The following is a 24,147-nucleotide window of genomic DNA, read 5'->3' on the forward strand; positions in this document are numbered from 1 at the left end:
CCGGACCGCCAACACCGGATCCACCGTAAGAAATGAACCATCTGTCGACCGGAGATTCCTTCCGTTTACGACCGTCCAAAGCACTTCTGGACCAGGAACCCCACTAGGATATTTACTTCTCGAAAAACTATCGATTCGGGTACAAGAAAAGCCGCCCTCGACGTTTCCGTGAGGGCGGCTTTCTCAATGCTTCAGGCGAAGAATCTAGACATTGAATCTAAACTCAACCACATTCCGTAGCCGAATACCCTCTGGAAGCTGCCAGTCGACCCCGAGGCAAGGGAACCGCCCACCTCCGGCTTCAGGGCGCCCGACACGTCCGCATCGGCTGGCAGCCGCATATCTAGGTCGGAAGGCGCGCCATAATCGGCCAACTCCCAATTGCGTATATGGTTCGAGGTGACTTGACGCGGCGATCTGTTGTGACCATTCAACACCGCGGAATTCCGAAGGCGTTTCGACGTCGAACGAAACTGGAGACTTAATCGTAATGAACTTTTTCAAAGCACGGGTTCTGCTTTGGCCGCTCCTGCTGATCACCTTCTTGGTTCTCGCGGGAATGGGCGCCGCTTTAGCGTTCGGTGGACTCACTTTCAATTCGCTGTTCACCAGCAGTTCGAGCGAACGCGATTCCCAGGTGGTTCAGTCCGTCACGCGCATCCAAGAGGTCGCCCTGCTGAGCCTTTACATCGAGGGTGTCGCGAGAGCCGAAAGCAATCGCGAGATACTCGGCGTGGCCATACCCGCGAGCGAGACAACGACGCTGATCCAGTACAAGTTCGACGCAAAATTAGGCATCGATGGGTCACAGGTGAAGATCGAACCCACCGGCCCAGAGTCGTTTCTCGTGACTATCCCTGAATTCATCGGCATCGGCTTTGACGAGCCCGTGTTCGAGGACGCCGTCGAGGACAAAAACGCGCTTAGCTGGCTGGCACCGCCAGCCGTTCAAACCCGCATGATCAACAACATTCTCAGCGACGAGAACAAGCAGAAGTACATCAGCCAAAACGAAGCAGAATTGAAAGAGCAGGCCAAAGTGTTCTACTCCGGGATCATCGCAGGCGTCGATCCCGAGGTCACCGTCGCCTTTGAGTTCGCAGGGTAGATGCCCGCAGCGCCGCGTCCTTGTTTAGACTAGGTATTTCGGGCGCCTGCGGGCGAGAAATCCTGATTGGTGGTGTAAGCATCGTCGGCAAGCAGTCGGAGGTAACCGACTGGCGCCTGCCGGAATAGACACTTATCAAAGCTTGCCCCCGATATAGAAATGCCGCCCTCTTACGTTTTCGCGGAGGGCGGCATTTCTATTGATTCAGAAGAGAAATCTAGACATTAAACCTAAACTCCACCACATTCCGTAGCCGAATAACCTCACAACCAGGAGTTTCAGAGACATAATCGAGGCTAGCCTCACGGCCCGATCACAGCACGTTCCCAGACCTCTCCCCCGCGCAGGTAGTCGCGCTACAGGACGCCTAGCTCACCAATTCCGACAGACTGCTGCGGGCAGCACTGGCAATGCTCGAGAACGAGAACGTGCCGCTCGCGTGATCCTGGCTGCCGGCGCTTGACGCCGTGCGACAGAAATATCGGGGTCTGCTGCAGGAACCATCGTCGGCGTCTCAAATCGCTGACATCCGCGCCTCTGCCTAAGCGGAAACGCAGTCGTTGGACGAGTCGGGCTACAGCCCCATGATCTCCCGCTTTTTCGCTGCGAACTCCCCCTCCGAGAGAAGCCCTGCGTCCATCAGTTCTTTCATCTTCTTCACAGCCTCGATCTGCTCATCGAAGGACAGCATGGTTGTCTGACCTGCCTGCGCCCCTGTCTGAGTGTTCATGCCATGTGCGAGACTCATGCCAAAGATCGTCCCGCCGCCATCACCGAGTCCGTGTGCCAGCACACCCTGAGCGATTGTCTGCTGTGCAGAAATGTTCGAGGACTGCTGTGAGACATTTTCGTAGGCCTTGAGGTTCATCACGTTTGTGGAGTACTGCTTGACCAGGGTCCGCGCTTCGGGAGTGAATTCGATGTTCTCGATGCCCACATTGACCACTTCGATGCCGAAGCGCTCAGCCCAGCTCCGCGCACCAATGCTGCCAGCCGAGATCTGGGCGGCGATCGTGTGAGCCTGAGAGGGTAGCTGTGAAATGCGGAACATCGATGACAGCGAGTTCAGCGCTACCGTGAAGGACTGGATGAACTCGGAGACGAGCTGCTGACGGGCCTCCTGGGTGTTGAAGCTGTAGTGGAAAACGTTGGCAGGCACGAAGCTCCTGATGAACGTTTCCACGTTGACGATCCGCAGTGAGAAGGTACCGAATGCCCTGATCTCCAAATCCGTGCCATAGAACAGGTCGTTATAAACGAGCGGTCCTCGAGTGCCGAACTTGATACCTCGAATCTCCCGGAGGTTAACGAAGGCAATATGCTTCTGGTCTGAGGCCTGTCCGCCAAAGCCAACGCGGCCGGCTATCTGCTCAACAAACGACTCCATGACACCTTCGCCGTTAAAGACGCTGCTCTGGCCGTTCTGGTACTCATAGCCCCCACTCTGAGTAATAATGGCCTCGATGCCGGCCTGACTGAAAATGACGGCGGCAGTATTTTCGGGCACGAATATTTTGGAACCGTTGGAGATGACCCCCATTGACCCCTTGTAATTCGTGCCTCGACCATTGTTTGTCTGCTTAAGGACGCCCGGAACTATTGCCGTACCCTCGTCGAAGTGGCCAGCTGTGATGATGTCCTTCCACTGGTCAGCAAAGGTGCCAGTTAGTGCGCCTGTAAATGCTTGAATGATGCCCATTGCAGTGTCGCCTCGGTCAGAGTCGGATAGGAGTGTCGCAGTAGCCACAGACGATGGCTTGCCCCCGGACGCCTGAGACTGGGGCGCCGCAGGAACCGCAATCACTCGCGACAGGCACCGCTGCGGCAGCGGCGGCGATCTCACCCTTGGACTTGAATCCAAAGGTATCTTTGAAGGCGTCCACCGTGTCTTTCACGGCCCCTGCAACCTTCTCCGCTCCTGAAGAGTTGAGCGAGGCAGCCGGGGCGCCAGTAATAACCTCGTTGATCTTCTTAGACCAGAAGGTGGCTTCTTTCTTGTTCGGGAAGCCGAAGTGTTCCGTGCCATTGTGGAAATACACGTCCAGGGCTGGTGAGCCGTTCCGCTTGCCGAGAAGCGCCTGAGCTTGACCTTGGAAAATCTTGATCTCGCGAAGTGGGAAGACCTTAAATCCCTTTTTGTTGCCGAAAGCGCCCTTCTTGATGAGCACAAGGTTCTGACTGGTGAGGATCAACTCGTCAGTGTAAACCGCTAAGAATCCACCGTGGAGCACCCCCTCATACCTATGCACAAACGACTCGTTGGGCTGAAGATTGTATCCCGCCACTGATCTCTCCTGTATGGGCCGTAAACAATGATGCTGTTGGCCCACCCTGGCAAGCTGGCAGTCCTCCACCCCAGCATAGAGTCACCCGAGGGACAGTTCGTGCATTACCTCTTTCTGCTTCATCGCACTGTCACCAATCGGGAGGCCGCCGGACGGCGGGCTCATACCCCGGGACCTCTTTCGGCACGTTGCCTCCTCTGAAATGTCGTCCTCGACTCACTCATCGCCGGACCAATTCCCTGGTTGGGGCGCCAGCCATCCTCGATGACCCGGCTCCCCAAGCCAGACGCGGACGACTCAGCAATAGACTGCACTGCTCCGGTTCTGTTCCAAAGGGTCATATGGCTATATAGCTATCGATTCGGGTACAAGAAAAGCCGCCCTCGGCGTTTCCGTGAGGGCGGCTTTTTCAATGCTTTAGGCGAAGAATCTAGACATTAAATCTAAACTCCACCACGTTCCGTAGCCAATCAACCTCTTACATTCGCAGTCAGATTACCTTCGAGGTAGGGGAAGCCGAGCGTTACGTCCCGGTTGATCTGAGGAATGTCTCCGGCGGCGGCAGCATGGGCCGCTGACGGAACCCCGCTCCCGCGCCGGAGGTCCTGCCGCCGGCGCGCGGCACCGGACCCTGCCAGCGGCGCCGCCGTCCTTTGCCACCTGGGCGCTTCTTGGTATCAGCGACTGGTTTGGAGTGCCTCAGTGTAGAGTTTCGGGTCGTTCCTGGTTTCAGCTGAGATGACAAGATGACTGCCGTTGAGACGCTGCGCAAAGTACCCCAAATAGGGCAGTACGATGATCGTCGTGAGCCCGTCTTGCCATGCCTTAACCAGCGCCGGAAGGCTATCTTGTTCGGACCGGGAAGGAAAGTTCGGCGTTGTCTGTTTATCCCACGTATTGAAGGCCACCAGATCTACCCCATCCTCGCCGTATTCGACGGGCCAGAACGGTGGCACAATCGGGTGGAGTTCCTGTCCAGGGCTCGAGAGTTTTTGCATCTCTTCCTGTGAGATCGGTTCGTTTTGAACTGTGCTTACGTTGAACCAGTCCCAGCTGCGGTCCCATTGCTGCTTCCAGCGTTCATCCCATACCTCACGGCTTGCTGACGCCGGGATCTTCGATGCACCCGTCGCAGGCACAGGGCTGAGTTCCGGAATTTCGATGTCCTGGGCGATCATCCATGCCTGTCGGATAAAGAGAAGCATCTTCAGGTTCTGCGCGTGGTCATCAATCCGGATGGTCATTTCCTTTGGCCAAACAGCCCGCCGTCTAAGCCCCATTCCCCACATAGTGACTCCTTGATTTGTCGGCCGGACGGAGAACAGCCGTTGGTGCCAAGCATCGCATTCGACCTGCCTTCAGTAAATGGTTCGCTCAAAGCTACAGGCCCCGATCGGAAATGTCCGCTGGGATCGGGGCCTCCGGAGGCGAACTAAGTCGTGACCCGTGTTGGCTATTCCTCTTCAAAGGCTCGTGGGCGGTACCGCACGAGATCCGCGAAGGCTGGTGACGATACAACCCTCGATCCGTAAACAAGAAATGCCGCCCTCAATGTTTCCGGTGAGGGCGGCATTTCTATTGAATCAGACGAAGAATCTATACATTAAACCTAAACTCAACCACGTCGCCGTCGACCATGACGTAGTCCTTGCCTTCGATGCGGACCTTGCCGCGGGACTTGGCCTCGGCCATGGAGCCGGCGTCGACCAGATCGTCGAAGGACACAACTTCGGCCTTGATGAAGCCGCGCTGGAAGTCGGAGTGGATGACGCCGGCGGCCTGGGGCGCGGTGTCTCCCTTGCGGATGGTCCAGGCGCGGGTTTCCTTGGGGCCGGCAGTCAGGTAGGTCTGCAGGCCGAGGGTGTGGAAGCCGACGCGGGCCAGCTGGTCCAGGCCGGATTCTTCCTGGCCGTTCATTTCCAGCATCTCGCGGGCTTCTTCTTCGTCCAGCTCCACCAGGTCGGCTTCGAGCTTGGCGTCGAGGAAGATCGCGTCTGCCGGTGCCACCAGTTCGCGCAGTTCGGCCTGGCGGTCCGGGTTGCCCAGCACGGCGTCGTCGACGTTGAACACGTAGATGAACGGCTTGGCGGTGAGCAGGCTCAGTTCGCGCAGGTGTTCCATGTCCAGCTTGTCGCTGGCGACGGAGGAGAAGATCGTGTCGCCGCGTTCGAGGACGGTGCGGGCGGCCTCCATGGCGGCCAGCTGCGCGGCGTCGCGCTTCTTGATCTTGACTTCCTTCTCCACCCGCGGGATCGCCTTTTCCAGCGTCTGCAGGTCAGCCAGGATCAGCTCGGTGTTGATGGTTTCCATGTCCGAACGCGGGTCCACCTTGCCGTCCACGTGGATGACGTCGGGGTCATCGAACACGCGGATGACCTGGGCAATGGCTTCGGCTTCGCGGATGTTGGCGAGGAACTGGTTACCCAGACCCTCACCCTCCGAAGCGCCCTTGACGATCCCGGCGATGTCCACGAAGGACACGGTTGCGGGCAGGATGCGCGCCGAACCGTGGATTTCGGCCAGCTTGGCCAGCCGCGGGTCGGGAAGGGACACGACGCCGACGTTCGGTTCGATGGTGGCGAACGGATAGTTCGCCGCCAGCACGTTGTTGCGGGTCAGCGCATTGAACAGGGTTGATTTGCCGACGTTGGGCAGGCCGACGATGCCAATAGTAAGAGCCACGTTAGTAAATGATACCGGGCGCAGGCTGCACCTCTAGCAGCGACGGAAATTCGGCCCGCACACGCACGGTCCCTCCACAGGGATGCTGCCGTCTAATGCAGGCCAGCACCTTTCCCCAGGTGCCAATATCCCCGGTGCCGGTGCTAAGGGCAGCCCATATTCTCGAACACATGTTCGAATCATTACAAGGGGCGCAGAGCGTAAGTCCCGCCTCCGCCGGCAGGAAAATACCTGCGGCCGGGGCAGCTGCTGCTGCTTCCGTTTCCGCTTCTCAACCGGCGCCGACGGCGTTGGTCGCCGCAACCGGGTCCGTCACCGCAATCACGTCCTGGCTCCGGGAACTTTCGTCCGCGGAAGCTCTGGCGGGTATCGCGGCAGACTCAGATGCCGTGCTTATTGACCGGTTGCGCTGTCTCGAGGAGCTGAAGGCTGCCGCGAGTGCGGCGCAGGCCCGTGCTGCTGCCGCGTTTGATGCGTCGACCCGTGCTGCACATGCGCGGGCAGGAATCCCGGCAGAACAGCAGGGCAAGGGTGCGGCGGCACAGGTGGCGCTGGCCAGACGTGAATCCCCGGCACGCGGCGGCCGGATTCTGGGTTTCGCCAAGGCCCTGACCCATGAAATGCCCGACACGCTCCGTGCCTTGTCGGAGGGGCGCATCAGTGAATGGCGCGCGACCCTTCTCGTACGCGAGACCGCATGCCTGTCCATGGAAAACCGGCGGCTCGTGGATCAGGAAATCGCCGGCGACCCTGAAAAGCTGGAAGGACTCGGTGACGGCCGCCTGCTCGGTGAGATCCGCAGACTTACCTACCGCATTGACCAGGAAGCGCTGGTCCGCCGTGCGGCCAAGGCCCAGGCGGACCGTTATGTCTCCTGCCGCCCGGCCCCGGACACCATGACGTATCTCACCGGCCTCCTGCCGGTGGCGCAGGGCGTAGCGGTCTTCGCGGCCCTGAGCCGGGAAGCGGATTCGCTGCGGTCCCGGGGCGATTCGCGCGGCCGGGGACAGATCATGGCAGACACCATGGTCGAACGCATCACCGGGCAGGCCCACGCCGGGAACGTTCCCGTCGAAGTGCAACTGGTCATGACCGACCGGACGCTCCTGGCGGGATCTGCTGAACCCGCCTATCTCAGCGGCTACGGCGTTGTCCCCTCCGGCTGGGCGCGGGCCGTGGTGCGAAACGGAGCAGGGCTCGAAGATCCAGGCGGATCGACGCCGGCGGATTCCGCTGCCGATTCAACCAACGGCACCGGCCCTGCCAGTCGTTCCACCGGCCCTGACGGGTTCACCGACGGCGCCGGCGTTGCTAGTGGTTCCGCCGGCCCTGCCGGATCCACCGGACCCGGCGGCTCTCCAGCGGCAGCCGGCATCTGGCTGCGGCGGCTCTACACGGCCCCGTCGTCCGGGCAACTAATCGCGATGGACTCCAGGGCGCGCTTCGTACCGGCTTCCCTGGCACGGTTCATCACGGCCAGGGACCAGACCTGTCGAACGCCGTGGTGCAGCGCACCGGTCAGGCATCAAGACCATATCCGGCCGCACCGAAACGGAGGAACGACCAATGCAGCGAACATCCAGGGCCTCTGTGAAGCCTGCAACCACGCGAAGGAAGCCCCGGGCTGGAGTGCGCAGGCCATCGGGCCTGCTGGAAAGGTCCCGGGCCCGCAAGGCAAAAACAATGAACTCGCTGCGGGCATGCACCAAGCCGAAGCTTCTCCGGACCGCAGGGATCACCACCGGCAGGACGTCCACTCGCGGGTGTGGGAGCGGCACACCGTGGAAATCACTACGCCGTCCGGTCACCGCTATCTGTCGACGGCTCCGCCCCAGCCGGGCTAAGCTTCGTCGGCGCGGCGGCGTCCGCCCAGGCCGTAGGAGGAGTCCCCCATGGCCTTCAGCGTGGCGCGGATTTCCTTGGGCAGGGAGAAGATGATGTCCTCTTCGGCAGTCACTACCTCTTCGACGTCGCCGTAGCCGTACTGGGACAAGAGGTGCAGCACGTCCTGGACCAGGTTTTCCGGCACGGAGGCGCCGGAGGTGACACCCACCGTGGCCACGCCTTCGAACCAGCTTTCGTCCACCTCGTTGGCGAAGTCCACGCGGTAGGAGGCCTTGGCACCGTACTCCAGCGCCACCTCGACCAGCCGGACGGAGTTGGAGGAGTTCGCCGACCCGACCACCAGCACCAGGTCTGCTTCCGGGGCAATCTTCTTGATGGCTGCCTGCCGGTTGGAGGTGGCGTAGCAAATGTCGTCGCTGGGCGGATCCTGCAGGGACGGGAAGCGTTCGCGCAGCAGATTGACGGTGTGCATGGCTTCATCGACGCTCAGCGTGGTCTGGGAGAGCCAGATGACCTTGTCCGGGTCGCGGACGGTGACCTTGTCCACGTCTTCGGGGCCGTTGACAATCTGCATGTGCTCCGGCGCTTCGCCGTAGGTACCCTCGACCTCTTCGTGGCCTTCGTGGCCGATCAGCAGGATGTCGAAGTCGTCGCGCGCAAACCGGACGGCTTCGCGGTGCACCTTGGTGACCAGCGGGCAGGTGGCATCAATGGTCTGCAGGTTCCGGTCCTTGGCGGACTGGACGACGGCGGGTGAAACGCCGTGCGCGGAGAAAATCAGCCGGGCTCCCTCGGGGACCTCATCGGTCTCGTCCACGAAGATGGCACCCTTTTCCTCCAGGGTGGTGACCACGTGCAGGTTGTGGACAATCTGCTTCCGGACGTAAACGGGCGGCCCGTAGGCTTCCAGCGCCTTTTCGACGGCGATAACCGCGCGGTCCACTCCGGCGCAGTAGCCGCGCGGTGCCGCAAGCATCACGCGCCGCGGACCGAAAACGGGAGCGGCAGCTGCCACTTCCTCGGGGGTGCGGCGCCGCCGGGGCACGGTGGGCATAGGCACGGAGATAACTGTGCTGGTCATGCACCTATGCTATCGGCTGGGGCCTGCGATCCCGTCCCCGCGGGCCGTGGGTACGCTCACAGCAGACCTACCGCCGGGAACCCGCCAGGACCCGCGCCAGCATCCCGGCCACGAACGCGGCGGCCCCGGCCAGCATCAGGCCGATGGTCCAGGTACGCAGGCTGGCTGCCGCCTGGCCGGCAAAGGCCTCGGCGAACGCAGATGCCACCGGACTGCCGAACTGCTGTGCGGATACCTGTCCCGGCACCATCCCGGCCGCCAGCCACAGCACTCCCCCGGCGAGCGCCGCCCCCAGACCCATTAGCGCGAACGCGGTGGTCCGGCGTCGTGCGGCGAGCAGTGCAAGGAGACCGGCGACGGCGGCCGCGAGCGCCAGCATGGGCCAGGCCTCGCCCGCCCGCTCGGCGTTTCGGATCAGCTCCGCGTGGCCGGCTCCGCCGATTTCCACGGGCACCTGCTCCGCTGCCGGCACGGTCACGCCCAGTTCGCCTCCCACACTCCCGGTGACCAGCCCCACCAGCGGCGCGACGTCGAGGGTCAGTGCCGCCGCGGTCCCGCCGGCGGCATCCCCGAAGGTGAGTGCATGCGAGCGGCGCAGGGTTTCATTCCACGCCTCGGGATACTCCGGCAGCGTCTGGACCTGCTCCACGGCGGAGGTGATCAGCGGCTCCACCAGTCCGGCCAACGGTGCGGGCACGTCCACGGACCCGGCGGCCTCCGCGGACAGGGAAGACGCGAGTTCGCGCTGGAAGCCCTCATCTTGTGCCAGTGGTTCGCCCAGGGAAACGAAGCCGCTTTCCGAGACCACGTTCGTGTTCAGCCACGCTCCGCAGAAAGCCGCCACGGCAAGCAGGACGGCGAGCAGGCCGAGAACGGCTGAGACGAATGTGCGCATAGAGAAAATTCCTTGTCCGTGGGGTCCGGCAGGCCCTGAGGGCGGCCGGCGGAACCGGACCGGGGGAAGCACCTGATAGACATTAAGCCTGGGCCGGTTCCTCCACCGGCCCGAGAGCCAGTTCCAATCCACTGCGGGAGCATCAACATGCAAGACGACAGCGGACCGTTGAGTCCCGAGAATACCCCGGAGCAGACCACCCTGCCCGCGACTGCCGCGCAGACGACCCCGGAGAACCCCTGGCCGCTGGCGCTGCTCTCGAAGAACCTCAAGAGCTACATCGACCGCGCCCCGGCCACCTGGGTGGAGGGCCAGGTGATCGAGTTGAACCGCCGCGCCAATGCCTCGTACATCACCCTGCGGGACGTCGACGCGGAGGTCTCGCTCTCGCTGACGGCGTGGAGCACGGTCATGAACCGGCTGGAGCTGCCGCTGGAACGCGGCGCGCGGGTGGTGGCCCTGGTGAAGCCCGATTTCTGGGTCAAGACGGGCCGCCTGTCCATGCAGACCCGCGACATCCGGCCGGTGGGGCTGGGAGACCTGCTGGCCCGGATTGAACGGCTGCGGCATGCCCTGGCCGCCGAAGGCCTCTTCCGGGAGGACCGCAAGCTGCCGCTGCCGCTGCTGCCGGGGAGGATCGGGCTGATCACCGGCCGGAACTCCGATGCCATGAAGGACGTGATGCGCAACGCCGCGCTGCGCTGGCCCGCCGTCGAGTTCGAGGTCAGGGAGGTGGCCGTGCAGGGCGTCAACGCCGTGGCTGAGGTGAGCCGCGCCCTGGCGGAACTCGACGCCATGCCCGAAGTGGATGTCATCATCATTGCCCGCGGCGGCGGCTCGCTGGAGGACCTGCTGGCGTTCAGCCATGAGGACCTGGTCCGGGCGGTGTCGGCCGCATCCACGCCGGTGGTCAGCGCCATCGGCCACGAGGCCGACCGGCCCCTGCTCGATGACGTCGCCGACCTGCGTGCCTCGACACCCACCGATGCCGCCAAGCGGGTGGTACCTGACGTCGGCGAGGAGCTGGCACGGATCCGCCAGTCCCGCGCGCAGCTGCGTCGGATCCTCACCACCGTGCTGGGCCGGGAAACGGACCGGCTGGACCACATCCGCTCCCGTCCCGCCCTGGCCGCACCGCTGTCCATGGTAGAACGGCGCGGGGAAGAGATCTCCCGCCTCCGCTCCCGGGCGATGTCCGCCGTCAGCGCCGAAGTTCGGCGCGACGCGGACCGGATAGGGCACCTGCGTGCCCAGGTCCGCGCGCTTTCCCCGCAGAACACCCTGGACCGCGGATACGCAGTGGTCCAGTTGCAGGACGGCTCCGTGGTGCGCGACGCCGGTACGGTCCCTTCCGCCGCACAGCTGCGGATCCGCGTGGCCGTCGGTGAGCTCACGGCCACCGAAGGCACCCGCTAGCCTGCACCCCGCTGCTCTGATCATCGAAAACATCACCGAAGACCGAAAAGGACAAGCCATGAGTGAAACACCAGCAGTACCCGCAGACATCGAGGCCATGAGCTACGAGCAGGCCCGCGACGAACTCCTGACCGTAGTGTGCCGGCTCGAAACCGGCGGCGCCAGCCTCGAGGAATCCCTGGCCCTGTGGGAGCGCGGCGAGCACCTGGCCAACCGCTGCGAATCCTGGCTCGAAGGCGCCCGCCAGCGCCTGGACGCGGCGCGCGGCCAGGCAACCGGCGAGTAAGGCGGGGCTGGGACAGCCCGTGAGCCCCGCATCGCCGAGCGAGGAACGAGCGGGGAAGCAGCGAACCAGGGTCCCTGACCGAGCCTGCGAGGCCAGGGGCGGTTCGCTGCGCTAAGGGGCGGCGGGCTGTCCCCTGCCCTGCCCCCTACGGCTTGTAGCTGCTCAGGAACTCGCCCAGCCGGGTCATGGCGTCTTCGATGTCCTCCACATTGGGCAGCGTCACCATCCGGAAGTGGTCCGGGCGCACCCAGTTGAAGGCCGTACCCACTGACACCAGGATCTTCTGCTGCTTCAGCAGGTCCAGGGCAAACTGTTCGTCGTCCTTGATCGGATAGACCTCAGGGTCCAGGCGCGGGAACAGATACAGGGCGCCCTGGGCCAGCTCGCAGCTGACACCGGGAATGTCGTTGAGCATCTGGTGTGCCTTGTCGCGCTGGGCACGCAGCCGTCCGCCGGGCAGGATCAGGTCATTGATGCTCTGGTACCCGCCGAGGGCGGTCTGGATGGCGTGCTGGGCGGGAACATTCGCGCACAGGCGCATGTTCGCCAGCAGGTTGATGCCTTCGATGTAGTCCGCCGCATCCTGTTTCGGACCGGAGATGGCCATCCAGCCGCTGCGGTAGCCGGCTATCCGGTACGCCTTGGACAGGCCGCTGAACGTCAGGCAGAGGACGTCGTCGCCGGTGACCGTTGCGGCGTTGACGTGCACGGCGTCGTCGTAAAGGATCTTTTCGTAAATTTCGTCCGAGAAAATGATCAGGCCGTGCTTGCGGGCCAGATCCACGATCGACTTCACCACGTGCTCCGGGTAGACGGCACCGGTGGGGTTGTTCGGGTTGATCAGGACAATGCCCTTGGTACGGTCGGTGATCTTCGAAGCGAGATCGTCCACGTCCGGCCACCAGTGCTCGGATTCGTCGCACATGTAGTGCACCGCCGTGCCGCCGGCCAGGGAAACCGAGGCGGTCCACAGCGGGTAGTCCGGGGCGGGGACGAGGATTTCGTCGCCGTTGTTCAGCAGCGCCTGCAGGGACAGGGTGATCAGTTCGCTGACGCCGTTGCCCAGGTACACGTCGTCGACGTCGATGTTGTTGATGCCGCGGCCCTGGTAGTACTGCACCACGGCGGTGCGGGCGGAGAAAATGCCGCGCGAATCGCTGTAGCCCTGCGCCTTGGGCAGGTGCCGCATCATGTCCACCAGGATGGCCTCGGGCGCTTCAAATCCGAACGGCGCGGGATTGCCGATGTTCAGCTTGAGGATCCGGTGACCTGCTGCTTCCATCCGCTGCGCGTGTTCGAGCAACGGTCCACGGATGTCATACAGGACGTTGTGGAGTTTATGCGACTGCTTGAATTCTGCCATTTCCTTAGGATGCCACAGGGCGGCGTCCCCACAGCGTATGTTTCGCTGTAGAGGACGCCGCCGTCAGCCGGGAAAGGTGCAGCTCAGGCCAGCCCCTTTTCCTCCAGCCAGTCCTGGGCAGCGTCTGCCGGGTCGAGCTTCTGGTCACCGCTGACGGCCTGGTTCAGGGCAATGAGGTCCTCGGTGGTCAGCTGGGCGGAAACCTCGTCCAGCACCTCCCGGGCCTCGTCACTCACGCGGTCGTCGGCGATCAGCGGGATGACCTGCTGGGCCGGCCAGTTCTGCTTCGGGTCTTCCAGGACGACCAGTCCGTTTTCCTCGATGGCGGGGGTGGTGGTGTAGATGTCCGCCACCTGGACGTCGTCGTTCAGCAGGGCGTCAACGGTCAGTGGGCCGCCGCTGTCACCGATGGCAGTGAATTCCTTGAATTCGCAGCCGTACTTTTCCTTCAGGCCGGCCAGGCCCTGGGTCCGCTCAGCGAACTCGGCCGGTGCACCGAGGGTCAGTTCGCCGCACACCTCTGCCAGGTCCTCAATGCTCTCGAGCTGGTACTTCTCCGCCGTGGCGGCAGTGACCACCATGGCATCCTTGTCTTCGGCGTCGGAGGGCTCAAGGACCACCAGGTTCTCCGGCAGTTTCTCGCTGAGGGACTCCACGATCTCGCCGGCGTCCACCAGATCCGTTTCCGGGTCCACATGAACCAGCAACGCTCCGGTGTACTCGGGAATCAGGTCAATGGAGCCGTCCTCGAGTGCGGGCACGTAGACCTCGCGGGAGCCGATGCCGAGACGGGTCTCGGCATCGATGCCCGCCGCATTGAGGGCGCCGGCATAAATCTCGGCGATGGTGCTGCTCTCCGGGAAGTCGGCGGATCCCACCACCAGTGCCTGCCCGGTGCTGCTGCCGGAAGCTTCCGGCGTGTTTTCATTCTCCAGCGGGTCCCCTCCTCCGCTGCAGCCGGCCAGGGCCAGGGCCATACCGCCGGCCAGGACCGCCAGGGCCTTCCGCCGTGCATTGGGGCGCGGGTGCTGCATCATTGTTTTCCTCCTTGTGCGCCGACGGCGGATACTCCGCCGCCGGTCGATTTACCGGCCGCGTCGAGGCGGCCGAGTCCTGACGGGATCAGAAAGCGCGATCCCAACGCAATCACGGCGTCCACGGCGAGCGCCAGCAGGGCAATGATGACCGCCCCGCCAAAGACCCGTCCGTAGTCCCCCACCGCCAGGCCGTCGATCAGGTAGCGGCCCAGGCCGCCCAGATTGATCGTAGCCACCACTGCCGCCGTCGCCACTACCTGAAGGGTGGCACCGCGCAGTCCGCCCAGGAGAACCCGCATGCCGTTGGGGACCTCCACCCGGAACAGTACCTGCGCTTCCGTCATCCCCAGGCTGCGGGCAGCATCGACGACGGTCCGGTCCACCGACGCGACTCCCGCGTAGGTGCCGGCCAGCAGCGGCGGGACGGCCAGGAGGACCAGCGACCAGATGGGCGGCATCAGGCCCAGCCCGGCCAGCAGGACGAACAGGGTAAGCATGCCCAGGGTGGGCAGCGCCCGCAGCAGCCCGGAAACCGCCACCACCGCAACCTGCCCGCGGCCGGTGTGTCCGATGAGTAGTCCCAGCGGAACGGCGATGAGCGCGGCGATCAGCAGGGCCAGCCCGGTGTACTGCAGGTGTTCCAGGGTCCGTACCGGGATGCCGGCCGGGCCGGTCCAGTTGGCCGGATCCATCAGCCATTCTCCGCCCTGGCCGAGGGCGTTGGTGCTGGTGTAGTCGGTTCGGGGGATGCCCACCATGCCTATGCCCCCTTCAAGGCGACGTCGGGCGCAGCCGCCACCGGCGCCGGGCGGGCGGGCCGTGGCCGGCCTTCACCGTCCGTGCCGCCGCTGCCGCCGGAGCGGCGCCGTGCGCCCCTGCCGGGAGCACCGGCCCGGGTCCAGGGCGTGAGGAACCGCTGCATCAGCACCAGCAGCAGGTCCATCAGGAAGGCCAGGACAAGGGTGGCGATGATTCCCACCACTATCTCGGTCAGGAAGAAGCGGCGCAGGCCGTCGCTGAAGAAGAACCCCAGGTTTTCGACGCCGATCAGGGCCCCGACGCTGACCATGGAGATGTTGCTGACCGAGACCACGCGCAGGCCGGCAATGAGCACCGGAACGGACAGCGGGAGGTCCACCGTCAGGAACCGGCGCAGCGGCCGGTAGCCCATGGCCACCGCGGCCTGGCGCACGCCGTCGTCGACGGAGTCGAACGCGTCGATGCCCACCCGCAGCATCAGGGCCACGGCATAGATGGTCAGCGCCACGATGATGTTGGCGAGGTCCAGGATGCGGGTTCCCAGAAGAGCCGGCAGGGTGACGAACAGGGCCAGCGACGGAATCGTGTACAGCAGTGAACCTGCGGACAGGACAAAGCCCCGGATTTTCCGCCGGCCGCGCACCAGCTGGGCCAGGGGAAGGGCAATCAGCACGCCGATGACCAGGGGCAGCAGTGACTGGTAGAGGTGCAGCCCGCTGAGCCGAAAGACGTCATCGGTGTGGGCCAGGAACCATTCCATGTCAGCTCCCGGTCCGCTGCAGGCGTGCGGCCTCGATCAGGGCCAGGATTTCCGCCGGCCGTACGACGCCGGCCACCCGCCCTGCCGCGTCCACGGCAACGCCCAGCCCGGACGGTGAGGACAGGGCAGCGTCCAGCGCCCGGCGCAGGCTCGTACCCGCCGGATAGAGGGAGCCTCCCGGCACCAGGTCCGCGGTGCCGGTGACCGCGTCCCGGCGTCCCGGCGGCACCCAGCCAAGCGGTGCGCCGTCGGAATCCACGCATAGTGCCCATCCGCTGTCCGCCGTTGCGGTCCTGTCCGGCAGCCGGTCAGCGGTGATGAGCTGCACCGGATGCAGGGGAACTGCGTTGCCGTCCTGGAAGGACAGGTGCCGGAAGCCGCGGTCCCGCCCCACGAACCCCGCCACGAAGTCATCCACCGGCGCCCGGAGGATCTCCTCGGGCGCGGCGTACTGGGCGAGCCTGCCGCCGGTGGCGAAGACCGCCACCTTATCCCCCAGGATGGTCGCTTCATCTATGTCGTGGGTAACGAAGACGATGGTCTTGGAGAGTTCCTGCTGCAGCCGCAGGAGTTCGTCCTGCAGCTCGGCCCGCACCACCGGGTCCACGGCGCTGAAGGGTTCATCCATCAGCAGCACCGGCGGGTCCGCGGCGAGGGCACGGGCAACACCCACGCGCTGCTGCTGGCCGCCGGAGAGCTGGGCGGGGTACCGGTCCCCCAGGGCGGAGGCCAGTCCGACGACGTCGAGCAGTTCCGCGGCCCGGCGGCGGGCATCGCGCCGCGGGGTGCCGTTGAGGCGCGGAACCGTGGCCACGTTGTCCAAGACCGTCCGGTGCGGCAGCAGCCCGGAGGACTGCATCACGTAGCCCATGGAACGCCGCAGCTGCGCGGCCTTGACGGTGGAGATGTCCCGGCCGTCAACTTCGATGGTGCCCGACGTCGGCTCCACCATGCGGTTGATCATGCGCAGCGAGGTGGTTTTGCCGCAGCCGGACGGGCCAACGAAAACCGTAATGGAACCCCGCCCGATGTCCAGGTCCAGGTTCCGGACCGCCGGCGCGGCGTCGCCGTAGGTCTTGGTCACTGACCGGAACCGGATCATCGGCTGGCCGGCTGCGGTGCCGGCGGGCGGCTCGGCGGGCGGCTCGGGGGGCGGCTCGGCGGGCGGCTCGGCGGAAACGGAACTATCAGCGGGTTCTGGCGGCGGAGTCATCGGTGCATGCCTTCCGTGGGGGTGCCGGAGTGCCGGGCAGCTCGCGACCTGCCGTGAAGCATCACGGTATTTCACAGGTGCGGCGGTAGTCCAGCGTCATAGCGGTGCGGGATTTGTTCTGGAACGGAACGAAGAGGGACAGGACCGGGCTGCGCCTCAGGGTATCCGGCGGCCGGAGGCCAGCAGGCGCAGCCCCGCGTCCACCAGCTCGGTCCGGGCCAGGGCCGGAACCTCGTCCAGCGGTACCCAGGCGGCCTCGTCCGTGCTTCCGCCTTGTTCATGGTGCAGCGAGCCGCTGATGAGCGTGGCCCGGTAGATGATCCGCAGGGCGTGCAGCATCCGGGGTTCGCCGCGCATGCGTTTTTCCGCGGGGATGAAGATGCTGTCCACGCCCAGCAGCTCCTCGAGCCGGGCTTCGTAGCCGGTTTCCTCCTGCACTTCCCGGACCGCGGCGGCGGGGGCGTCCTCGCCCCGTTCCAGTCCCCCTCCCGGGAGTGTCCAGCGGGAGTTGCCGTGCTGGTTCCAGTGCGCCAGGAGCAGCTGCCCCTCACGGACAATCACCGCATAGGCCCCGACCCGGACGTCGAAGTCAGCGGACATTGCCGGCACCCGTTGAATCCGCACCGTTGTTTCCGGCAGCCAGGAGATAGGCCACCCCGAAAACGGGGTCGGTGGTGAGGAAGCGGACATCGGTCAGTCCGGCCGCGGACAGCCTGCTGCGCAGCAGATCCTGCAGCAGCGGCTGGTGCATGCCCAGTCCCCCGCCGATCACCACGGGCCCGGAGAGCTGCAGGACGCCGGCGACGTCGAGGATCAATCCCGCCAGGTGCCCCGCGGCCTCCTCCACGATTGCCGCTGCCGCCGGGTTCCCCTGCTGCGCTGCGTCGAAAACCAGCCCCGCCCTGCCCGCCCAGTAGCGGCGGTCGGTGGGCCCGTGGAACAGGCCGATCAGCGATTCGGGGTCCGCGACGCCGCATTCCCGCAGCAGGGCCAGGCTCAGGGAATCCGGTGCGAGGTCAAGGTTGCGGCGGCGGAGCGTGTGGCGGACGGCTTCGCGTCCCACCCAGTAGCCGCTGCCCTCGTCACCGAGCAGATAGCCCCAGCCGCCCGAGCGGGCCTGCCGCCCGGAGCCGTCAATACCCCAGGCCACGGAACCGGTGCCGGCAATGACCGCGATACCCTCCGAAGCTTCGCCTGCCGCGAGGATCAGCCGGGTGTCATGGATAACGTCGACGACGGCGCCGGGGACGTGCTCGGCGATCAGTGCACGCAGGGCGGCCGCGTCCCGGTCCGTGTCCACTCCCCCGGAGCCGGCTATCACCCGGCCAACGCCGTCGGTTCCCAGCGCGGCGAAAACTTCTGCGAGGGAATCCCGTGCCGCCTCCACCGGGACGTTCTGCACGTTGGCGCTGCCGGCGATGGCTTCGGCTGTCCGGATACCGCGGTGCAGGCGGATGCCGTGCGTCTTGGTGCCGCCGATGTCGAGGCCGATGGTGTCCGGCCCGGCGTCGCGGCGGCCAGGTCCCGGGTCGGAGCCGCGGGCAGCGGGAGGAGGAAATGCTTGCATTCGTCCACCCTACTTTCCCGCCGGTGCGGGGCGAACCTAGCCGGCGGAGACGCGGCGCCTGTTCCGCCGCAGGCTCAGGACGGCCAGGACCAGGCAGGCGGCCGTGATCAGGCCCGAGAACCAGGCCACCGAAACGTCCAGGCCCCAGATACCGCCCGCTGCTCCGAGTCCCAGCACCGGGATGGCGCTGCCGAGATAGGTGATGACGTAGACCGTGCTGATGATCCGGGCATGCTCGGCAGCCTCAACGGCCGCGGCAACTTCGTTGAACACCACCCGGAACGCCATGCCCTGGCCGAACCCTGCCGTCAGGCAGGCAACAGTCAGGAGCACGAGGCTTCCGGTGGCCCCGGCCACGGGAATCAGTGCGATGCCTGTGCCCATGGCTGCCAGGCCGACGGGAGCCGTGTACCGGCCGCGGATGCCGGTGAGCTGGCTGACCGCCGATGCACCCAGTGCCAGCGCTGCAAGCAGTCCGATGGCGGGGCGCCAGGTGGTGCCCGCGATCGAGGAAAAGTAGGTAGGCGCCAGGGAAAGGCAGAACCCGAAGGCCGCGAAGCTGAGGAATCCGGTGCTGGAGGCAATCCAGAACTGCGTGCGGGCGCGGTGGGAGACTGCGGGCTTGCGCGGACGCAGCATGGCCAGCGGCGGCCCTTCGGCTACGGAAATAGCCGGGCGGGCCTTCAGCATGCAGAGCGGGATCAAAAGCGCTGCGAGGACCGCGGAGTGGATGAGGAAAGGCGTCATTGTGGGCGCGGGCAGCAGGGAAAGAAGTCCGCCGATCACCGGTCCGGCCGCCACCCCGCCGGCCGATACGAGCAGGGTAAAGCGGGTGGCCCATTCGGGTTTATGCGGCAGCAGTTCGCGCAGCGCCGCCGAGCTGGCTCCGGTGGCCAGGGCCACGGAGGCGCCTTGGAGGGCGCGCCCGAGCATCAGGGCGCCGACCCCGGTGGCGGTGCCGAAAATCAGTCCTCCGGCGAGGGAAACGACGCCGGCCAGCACCAGTGCCGCACGGCGGCCGATGTAGTCGGACCAGTGCCCCACCAGCAGCAGGCCCGCGACCAGGACCAGGACATAGGAGGCAAAGGCCAGGGTCACGCCGAAGTAGGACAGGCCCAGGGACGCACCCAGCAGCGGGTACAGCGGGGTCGCAAGGTTCGCGCCGATCAGCAGCGTACTCATTACGGCCAGCGTCAGGAGCAGCCGGGGCCGGATGGCCGCGTCCCACTCCTTCCGCCTTGTGCGGGCGGCGGGCTGCATGCGCAGCTCACTGAGCACTGTCACGGGGCACTTCCATCCTATTTGTAGCTAATGCTCCTACAGGATGAAGTGTCGCGGAGCAGGGAAGACACATTAGAGTGTTCTATTGATCGAATCGCTCAATATTTTTCGAGGCAGCTGACAGGAGATGCGCTAGATGGCCAATCTGGACCCGTTGGACCGCCGGCTGCTGCTGGAACTGGTGCGGGATCCAAGGGCGCAGATCAGTGACCTGAGCGAGCGGCTGGGTGTTGCCCGCAACACCGCCCAGACCCATGTCCGGCACCTGCTGCGGACCGGGGTCATCCGCCGGTCCGGCCGCGACGTCGACCTCACACAGCTCGGCTATGACGTGCAGGCCTTTGTCACCATCGAGGTGAACCACCGCGAACTCGACGGCGTCATCTCCGGACTTCGCACACTCCCCCAGGTCCTGGAGGTGCACGAGATCTCCGGCCGCGGCGATGTGTGGTGCAGGATGACGGCCACGGATACCCAGCAGCTGCAGCAGGCCCTGCGTTCCGTCCTTCGGATCAAGGGAGTGATCCGTACGGAAACGGTCCTGGCCCTGCATGAGCACATCCCGTACCGGACCGAACCGCTGCTGGAAAAACTGGTCCCGCCTCCGGCCTGAGCGCCCGGCCTGCTGCCCTGCAGCTGCCTAATGACCGGCCGCGCGGAGCAGCTGCCGGGCCGCGTCCAACCGGATCCCGGCGTTTTGGATCCGGCTCATACCCCGCCCGGCGCGGGCACCGGACACGAGGGTCAGCACGACGCCGGCAGCACGTGCGTTCAGTGCGGAGGGATCCACCGCGCCTTCGAAGACCTGCCGGTAGCCGGCGAAGGCCCGGGCCAGCTGCGGACGGGAGGGATTGGCTGCGGCGAGGACAGCCAGGTGGCCCAGCAGGCAGGCCAGGTCGTCCACCCGGTGCCCGGGGCCCAGCCCGTCCACGTCGAGCAGCCCGGTGACCGCTCCGCCGCTCAGCAGCAGGTTGCCTTCGTGGAAGTCACCGTGGACCGGCACCAGCGGCCCTGTCGGTGCCGAGGCCGCTATGTCCCGGATACCCCGGGCAAGTTCGAAGATGCCGTTTCGTTCTGCAGGAACGGCCGCTGCGGCCGCCGCGGCATAATCCGCTGTCCGCTCCGCCCAGGGCCGGCGCAGCGGCAGGTCCAGCGCTCCGGCAGGCAGTGCGTCCAGCAGCTCCAGGAGGACTTCGGGGCGCACCGGGGCGGCACCGTCGTCGACCAGGAGCCGGAAGAGGGAGGTGCCGGGCAATGCACCCAGGACCGCGGCGTCGCGTGCCGGGGCCCCAATGCCCGGCATCAGCTGCGGGGCCGGTACGCCGCTGCCCTCGAGCAGCCGGTGCCGCCGGTACAGGGCGGGCATCTGCGCCGGAGGGAGGAGCTTCAGGTAGGCCGCTTGGCCGGAATGCTGTGCCCTGACGACTGCCCGGCGGAGGGGCCGGTAGGCGGCAAGCGACAGCCGGGCCGGCCCGGCTGCGCCGAATACGTCCCTCGCCACGGCGTCGGCATCGGTGGCCCAGGGCAGGGACTGAAGCACGGGGTCATGGGGGTGGAACCAGAGGTGCAGGTCCAGCCCGGCGATCCTTGCGGCGGCGCTTTCGAACCCTGCAGGGGCTGCGGGTGCGTCCCACGGGGCATCCACAGTGGTTGCCCCGAGGTGAAGGGTCAGGGAAGCTTCGGGGGCTGTTCCGGCAGGGGCAGACCGGGTTTGGCGCCGGCTGCACCGGACCCGGTAAAGGGCCGAGACGGCTCCCCCGGGCCGGTGGTGGGTGCGCAGGTGTTCCCAGTGCTCCAGGCTTAGCCCGCGGGACCGCAGCAGGTCCTGGAGGGGGCCCCGCATGGCGGGGCCGCCCAGAATCGAGACGGCGTCTACTGCCCGTCCGTGGCGGATCCTGTCCTCGGCCGGCACGGCAGGGTCCGCGGCCTTTGCCTGGTGCCTAGGCCCGCCGGCGCTGCAGGACGTCGTCGAGGTTGATCTTGCCGGTCTCCGGACGCTCCTGCTGCGCGGGCACAGCCGGTGCGGCGGCGGGACGCAGCGGCGTGTTGGCGACGGACCGCGGGGCTTCGAGGGCTATCGGCTCGGGTGCCGGACGCTCCGCCTTGGGCGCGTCAACGTACACCGGCTTGGGCAGTTCCACGGGCTGCCACGGGGTGGTGCTGGGCCGGGGCGGCGGCTGGACGGCTGCTGCTGCCACGTTCAGGGCCTCGGTGCGAAGCTCGTCAACGGGGGCCCGGGCCGGGACCGCGCCGGCGACGGCTACGCTTTGGTCCGGCACGGCAGCTGACTCGCGGTCGAACAGGACCGTTTCGGGCTGCGGCTCGGCGTCCGGCGCTTCCGGGGCCGGAGCCTCTTCGGGCAGCGCTGCAGCGGTCCGGTCCGAAACGTAACGTGGTTCCGGTCCCATAGCTGCACGGAACGCCTTTTCCACCCGGAGCCTGCGGTCCCGCACCGCGAGCGAGCGGAGCATCGCCACCACTGCGGCTATGGCCGCCAGGCCGGCGGCAGGGAGAAGCCAGGACACGGAGGTGAAGGCCGCAAGAACCGTGCCGACAACCACGGCCAGGATGGCAAGGACGCCGGTGGCGGCCAGGGCCGTACGGCCGGTGCGGATATGGAACGCAGGAGCCGGCTGCACGGGACGCACGGCTGGCTGCCCCTGGCTATGGACCTGCATTGACCCGCCCCCGCTGGGCGTATTGCTGATGTTGTTCATAATGATCCCCTGGGACCCCTTGTCGGGTGAGGCGGGCGGGCGGATGGTGTTGGCGGCAAGACTGCGTGCGGCAGGTTGTGCTGCTGTTTGTGCTGCTGGTTGTGCTGCTGTCTGCGCCGCGGAAGTAGCTGGACGTCTAAGGAAATACGGACCCACCCACACCAGCCATAGTGCAACGGCAAGTGCCAGCACCAATGAGCTGTTTAGAGGGAAGTCCACACTTACGACGGTAGAAGCTCGGGGCCACCGGCAGGCGCATTACGTTCGGTGTGTCGGCGTGTCGCGTGGGAAAATTGTCAACTAGCGTTCCCGGCGGGACTTCCATCGGTTCAACAGCCCCTCCGGCACCTCCTCGGCGGTGAGTGCAAAGCTTCGATGGTCGGCCCATTCGCCGTCGATGTGCAGGTAACGCTCCCGCATGCCCTCGTCCCGGAAACCCAGCTTTTCGACTACCCGGAGACTCGGACCGTTCTCCGGCCTGATGTTGATTTCCATCCGGTGCAGGGCGAGGGCCTGGAAACAATGGTCCGTTGCCAGCGCCACAGCCGTCGGCACAATACCCCGGCCTGCCCTCCCCTGGTCCACCCAGTATCCGAGGGTCGCCATCCGGGCTGATCCCCAGACGATGGTGGAAACCGTCAGCTGCCCCACGATCGCCGGCGGCCGTGCAGGATCCTGCCGCTCCGTGATGAGGAACGGCAGGGCGGAGTCCTGGCGTGCCTGGCGGTTAAGGCTTCGCACCATGTCGCCGAAGGTTGGAGGCTCGCCGCCGGGCACCGGATTGCTGGCCTCCCAGGGACCCACCCAGCGGGCGTTGCGGGACCGGACGTCGGTCCATTCCCGCCGGTCCCGGTGCCGGATCGGCCGGAGAATGACGTCGTCGCTCTCCAGCGTCACCGGCCATGAAACCGACATGGGCAATTAGTCTTCGAGGGTGCTGGTGAAATCCTTCAGCCAGTCCCGCAGGGCCGGGCCGAGGTCTTCGCGTTCGGAGGCCAGGGAAACCACTGCCTTGAGGTAGCTCAGCTTGTCGCCGGTGTCATAGCGGCGGCCGCGGAAGATCACGCCGTAGACCCCTGAGCCTTCGCCTTCGGCGGCCGCCAGCGTCTGGAGCGCGTCGGTGAGCTGGATCTCGCCGCCCCTGCCCGGACCGGTTTCTTCGAGGACACCGAAGACCGAGGGATGCAGGACATAGCGGCCGATCACGGCCAGGTTCGAAGGCGCGTCATCGACGTCGGGCTTCTCCACGAGCTTGTTGACGCGGACGTAATCCTCGCCCTCGACCACGGAGATATCCGCACAGCCGTAGGCACTGATCTGCTCCGGATCCACCTCGATCAGGGCAATAACGGATCCGCCCGTCTTGGCCTGGACTTCCACCATCGTTTCCAGCAGCTCATCGCGGGCGTCAATCAGGTCATCGCCAAGCAGGACCGCGAAGGGCTCGTCGCCGATATGCAGCTTTGCCCGCAGCACGGCGTGGCCAAGCCCCTTCGGATCGCCCTGGCGAAGGTAGTGGATTTCGCCGAGCTCCGATGCCGCCCGCACCAACGCGAGCTTGTCGAGATCGCCCTTGTCTTCCAGCGTTTTCTCGATGAAGGGAACACGGTCGAAGTGATCCTCCAGGGAGCGCTTGTTCCGCCCCGTGATCATAAGAATGTCCGGCATGCCTGCGTTTACGGCTTCTTCAACCACGTACTGAATGGCGGGCTTATCCACCACGGGAAGCATTTCCTTCGGCATGGCCTTGGTGGCGGGGAGGAAGCGTGTACCCAGACCGGCGGCGGGAATTACGGCTTTGGTTATGGAGGGGCGTGACGTCGTCATAGTCGTAAGCGTACCTAAGAGGTCT

At 65.5% G+C, this 24,147-nt stretch carries 23 protein-coding genes; 5 read left to right on the forward strand and 18 right to left on the reverse strand.

What is annotated here, in order from left to right; translation table 11 throughout:
* Positions 1-490 precede the first annotated feature (490 nt).
* The gene (locus tag LOC60_RS01420; protein WP_230020999.1) at positions 491-1,108 is read left to right on the forward strand and encodes a hypothetical protein; all 618 of its coding nucleotides are present in this window, start codon (positions 491-493) and stop codon (positions 1,106-1,108) included.
* A 574-nt stretch (positions 1,109-1,682) separates the two neighbouring features.
* Here LOC60_RS01420 and LOC60_RS01425 read toward each other — a convergent pair.
* The 4 genes from LOC60_RS01425 to ychF form a co-directional block, all read right to left on the reverse strand.
* Complete coding sequence (locus LOC60_RS01425) at positions 1,683-2,807, reverse strand: SPFH domain-containing protein (RefSeq protein ID WP_230021000.1); 1,125 nt, start codon at positions 2,805-2,807, stop codon at positions 1,683-1,685.
* A gap of 16 nt (positions 2,808-2,823) precedes the next feature.
* The gene (locus LOC60_RS01430; protein WP_230021009.1) at positions 2,824-3,300 is read right to left on the reverse strand and encodes a hypothetical protein; all 477 of its coding nucleotides are present in this window, start codon (positions 3,298-3,300) and stop codon (positions 2,824-2,826) included.
* A gap of 770 nt (positions 3,301-4,070) precedes the next feature.
* Positions 4,071-4,637, reverse strand: coding sequence for a hypothetical protein (locus tag LOC60_RS01435; RefSeq protein WP_146361237.1), 567 nt, complete (start codon positions 4,635-4,637; stop codon positions 4,071-4,073).
* A gap of 352 nt (positions 4,638-4,989) precedes the next feature.
* A complete protein-coding gene (ychF, locus tag LOC60_RS01440; protein ID WP_229949860.1) occupies positions 4,990-6,075 on the reverse strand; it encodes a redox-regulated ATPase YchF in 1,086 nt (361 codons plus the stop codon).
* Between the two features lie 170 nt (positions 6,076-6,245).
* On the opposite strand from ychF, the gene LOC60_RS01445 reads away from it, so the two are divergent.
* Positions 6,246-7,919: an HNH endonuclease gene (locus tag LOC60_RS01445; RefSeq protein WP_230021011.1), complete on the forward strand. Its 1,674-nt coding sequence runs from the start codon at positions 6,246-6,248 to the stop codon at positions 7,917-7,919.
* On the opposite strand, the gene LOC60_RS01450 is transcribed toward LOC60_RS01445, so the two are convergent.
* Entirely contained in the window at positions 7,916-9,001 is a 1,086-nt protein-coding gene (locus LOC60_RS01450) for a 4-hydroxy-3-methylbut-2-enyl diphosphate reductase (protein ID WP_230021012.1), read from the reverse strand. The two genes, LOC60_RS01445 and LOC60_RS01450, sit on opposite strands and share 4 nt — an antisense overlap.
* A gap of 67 nt (positions 9,002-9,068) precedes the next feature.
* Positions 9,069-9,896: a hypothetical protein gene (locus LOC60_RS01455; protein ID WP_230021014.1), complete on the reverse strand. Its 828-nt coding sequence runs from the start codon at positions 9,894-9,896 to the stop codon at positions 9,069-9,071.
* Between the two features lie 147 nt (positions 9,897-10,043).
* On the opposite strand from LOC60_RS01455, the gene xseA reads away from it, so the two are divergent.
* Complete coding sequence (gene xseA, locus LOC60_RS01460; protein ID WP_230021020.1) at positions 10,044-11,312, forward strand: exodeoxyribonuclease VII large subunit; 1,269 nt, start codon at positions 10,044-10,046, stop codon at positions 11,310-11,312.
* 58 nt (positions 11,313-11,370) lie between these two features.
* Complete coding sequence (locus tag LOC60_RS01465; protein ID WP_230021023.1) at positions 11,371-11,598, forward strand: exodeoxyribonuclease VII small subunit; 228 nt, start codon at positions 11,371-11,373, stop codon at positions 11,596-11,598.
* A gap of 145 nt (positions 11,599-11,743) precedes the next feature.
* On the opposite strand, the gene LOC60_RS01470 is transcribed toward LOC60_RS01465, so the two are convergent.
* The 8 genes from LOC60_RS01470 to LOC60_RS01505 all read right to left on the reverse strand — a co-directional run bounded on the left by LOC60_RS01470 (position 11,744) and on the right by LOC60_RS01505 (position 19,581).
* Positions 11,744-12,961 (reverse strand): pyridoxal phosphate-dependent aminotransferase, encoded by a 1,218-nt coding sequence (locus tag LOC60_RS01470; RefSeq protein ID WP_230021024.1) that lies wholly within the window; start codon positions 12,959-12,961, stop codon positions 11,744-11,746.
* 83 nt (positions 12,962-13,044) lie between these two features.
* On the reverse strand, positions 13,045-13,995 hold the full coding sequence (locus LOC60_RS01475; RefSeq protein ID WP_230021347.1) for an ABC transporter substrate-binding protein: 951 nt from the start codon (positions 13,993-13,995) through the stop codon (positions 13,045-13,047).
* Positions 13,995-14,756 (reverse strand): ABC transporter permease, encoded by a 762-nt coding sequence (locus LOC60_RS01480; protein ID WP_230021025.1) that lies wholly within the window; start codon positions 14,754-14,756, stop codon positions 13,995-13,997. The genes LOC60_RS01475 and LOC60_RS01480 overlap by 1 nt, the downstream gene beginning before the upstream one ends.
* A gap of 2 nt (positions 14,757-14,758) precedes the next feature.
* Complete coding sequence (locus tag LOC60_RS01485) at positions 14,759-15,517, reverse strand: ABC transporter permease (RefSeq protein ID WP_230021027.1); 759 nt, start codon at positions 15,515-15,517, stop codon at positions 14,759-14,761.
* A 1-nt stretch (position 15,518) separates the two neighbouring features.
* Positions 15,519-16,619, reverse strand: a complete 1,101-nt coding sequence (locus tag LOC60_RS01490) for an ABC transporter ATP-binding protein (RefSeq protein ID WP_230021350.1) — start codon at positions 16,617-16,619, stop codon at positions 15,519-15,521.
* Positions 16,620-16,886: 267 nt separating this feature from the next.
* On the reverse strand, positions 16,887-17,330 hold the full coding sequence (locus tag LOC60_RS01495; RefSeq protein ID WP_230021028.1) for an NUDIX hydrolase: 444 nt from the start codon (positions 17,328-17,330) through the stop codon (positions 16,887-16,889).
* On the reverse strand, positions 17,320-18,297 hold the full coding sequence (locus tag LOC60_RS01500; RefSeq protein ID WP_230021029.1) for an N-acetylglucosamine kinase: 978 nt from the start codon (positions 18,295-18,297) through the stop codon (positions 17,320-17,322). Before LOC60_RS01500 ends, LOC60_RS01495 begins: the two co-directional genes overlap by 11 nt.
* 36 nt (positions 18,298-18,333) lie before the next feature.
* On the reverse strand, positions 18,334-19,581 hold the full coding sequence (locus LOC60_RS01505; protein ID WP_230021030.1) for an MFS transporter: 1,248 nt from the start codon (positions 19,579-19,581) through the stop codon (positions 18,334-18,336).
* Positions 19,582-19,714: 133 nt separating this feature from the next.
* Here LOC60_RS01505 and LOC60_RS01510 point away from each other — a divergent pair, with 133 nt between their 5' ends.
* A complete protein-coding gene (locus LOC60_RS01510) occupies positions 19,715-20,191 on the forward strand; it encodes an Lrp/AsnC family transcriptional regulator (protein WP_230021031.1) in 477 nt (158 codons plus the stop codon).
* A 27-nt stretch (positions 20,192-20,218) separates the two neighbouring features.
* Here LOC60_RS01510 and LOC60_RS16140 read toward each other — a convergent pair whose 3' ends face one another.
* The 4 genes from LOC60_RS16140 to galU form a co-directional block, all read right to left on the reverse strand.
* Positions 20,219-21,490: a phosphotransferase gene (locus LOC60_RS16140; protein ID WP_230021035.1), complete on the reverse strand. Its 1,272-nt coding sequence runs from the start codon at positions 21,488-21,490 to the stop codon at positions 20,219-20,221.
* Positions 21,491-21,518: 28 nt separating this feature from the next.
* Entirely contained in the window at positions 21,519-22,295 is a 777-nt protein-coding gene (locus LOC60_RS01520) for a hypothetical protein (protein WP_230021036.1), read from the reverse strand.
* A gap of 300 nt (positions 22,296-22,595) precedes the next feature.
* A complete protein-coding gene (locus LOC60_RS01525; RefSeq protein ID WP_230021037.1) occupies positions 22,596-23,210 on the reverse strand; it encodes a GNAT family N-acetyltransferase in 615 nt (204 codons plus the stop codon).
* A 6-nt stretch (positions 23,211-23,216) separates the two neighbouring features.
* Positions 23,217-24,122 (reverse strand): UTP--glucose-1-phosphate uridylyltransferase GalU, encoded by a 906-nt coding sequence (galU, locus tag LOC60_RS01530; protein WP_230021039.1) that lies wholly within the window; start codon positions 24,120-24,122, stop codon positions 23,217-23,219.
* Positions 24,123-24,147: the final 25 nt, after the last annotated feature.

This window comes from Arthrobacter sp. zg-Y769, from assembly GCF_020907405.1.
In the GTDB taxonomy this organism is placed as follows: Bacteria; Actinomycetota; Actinomycetes; order Actinomycetales; family Micrococcaceae; genus Arthrobacter_B.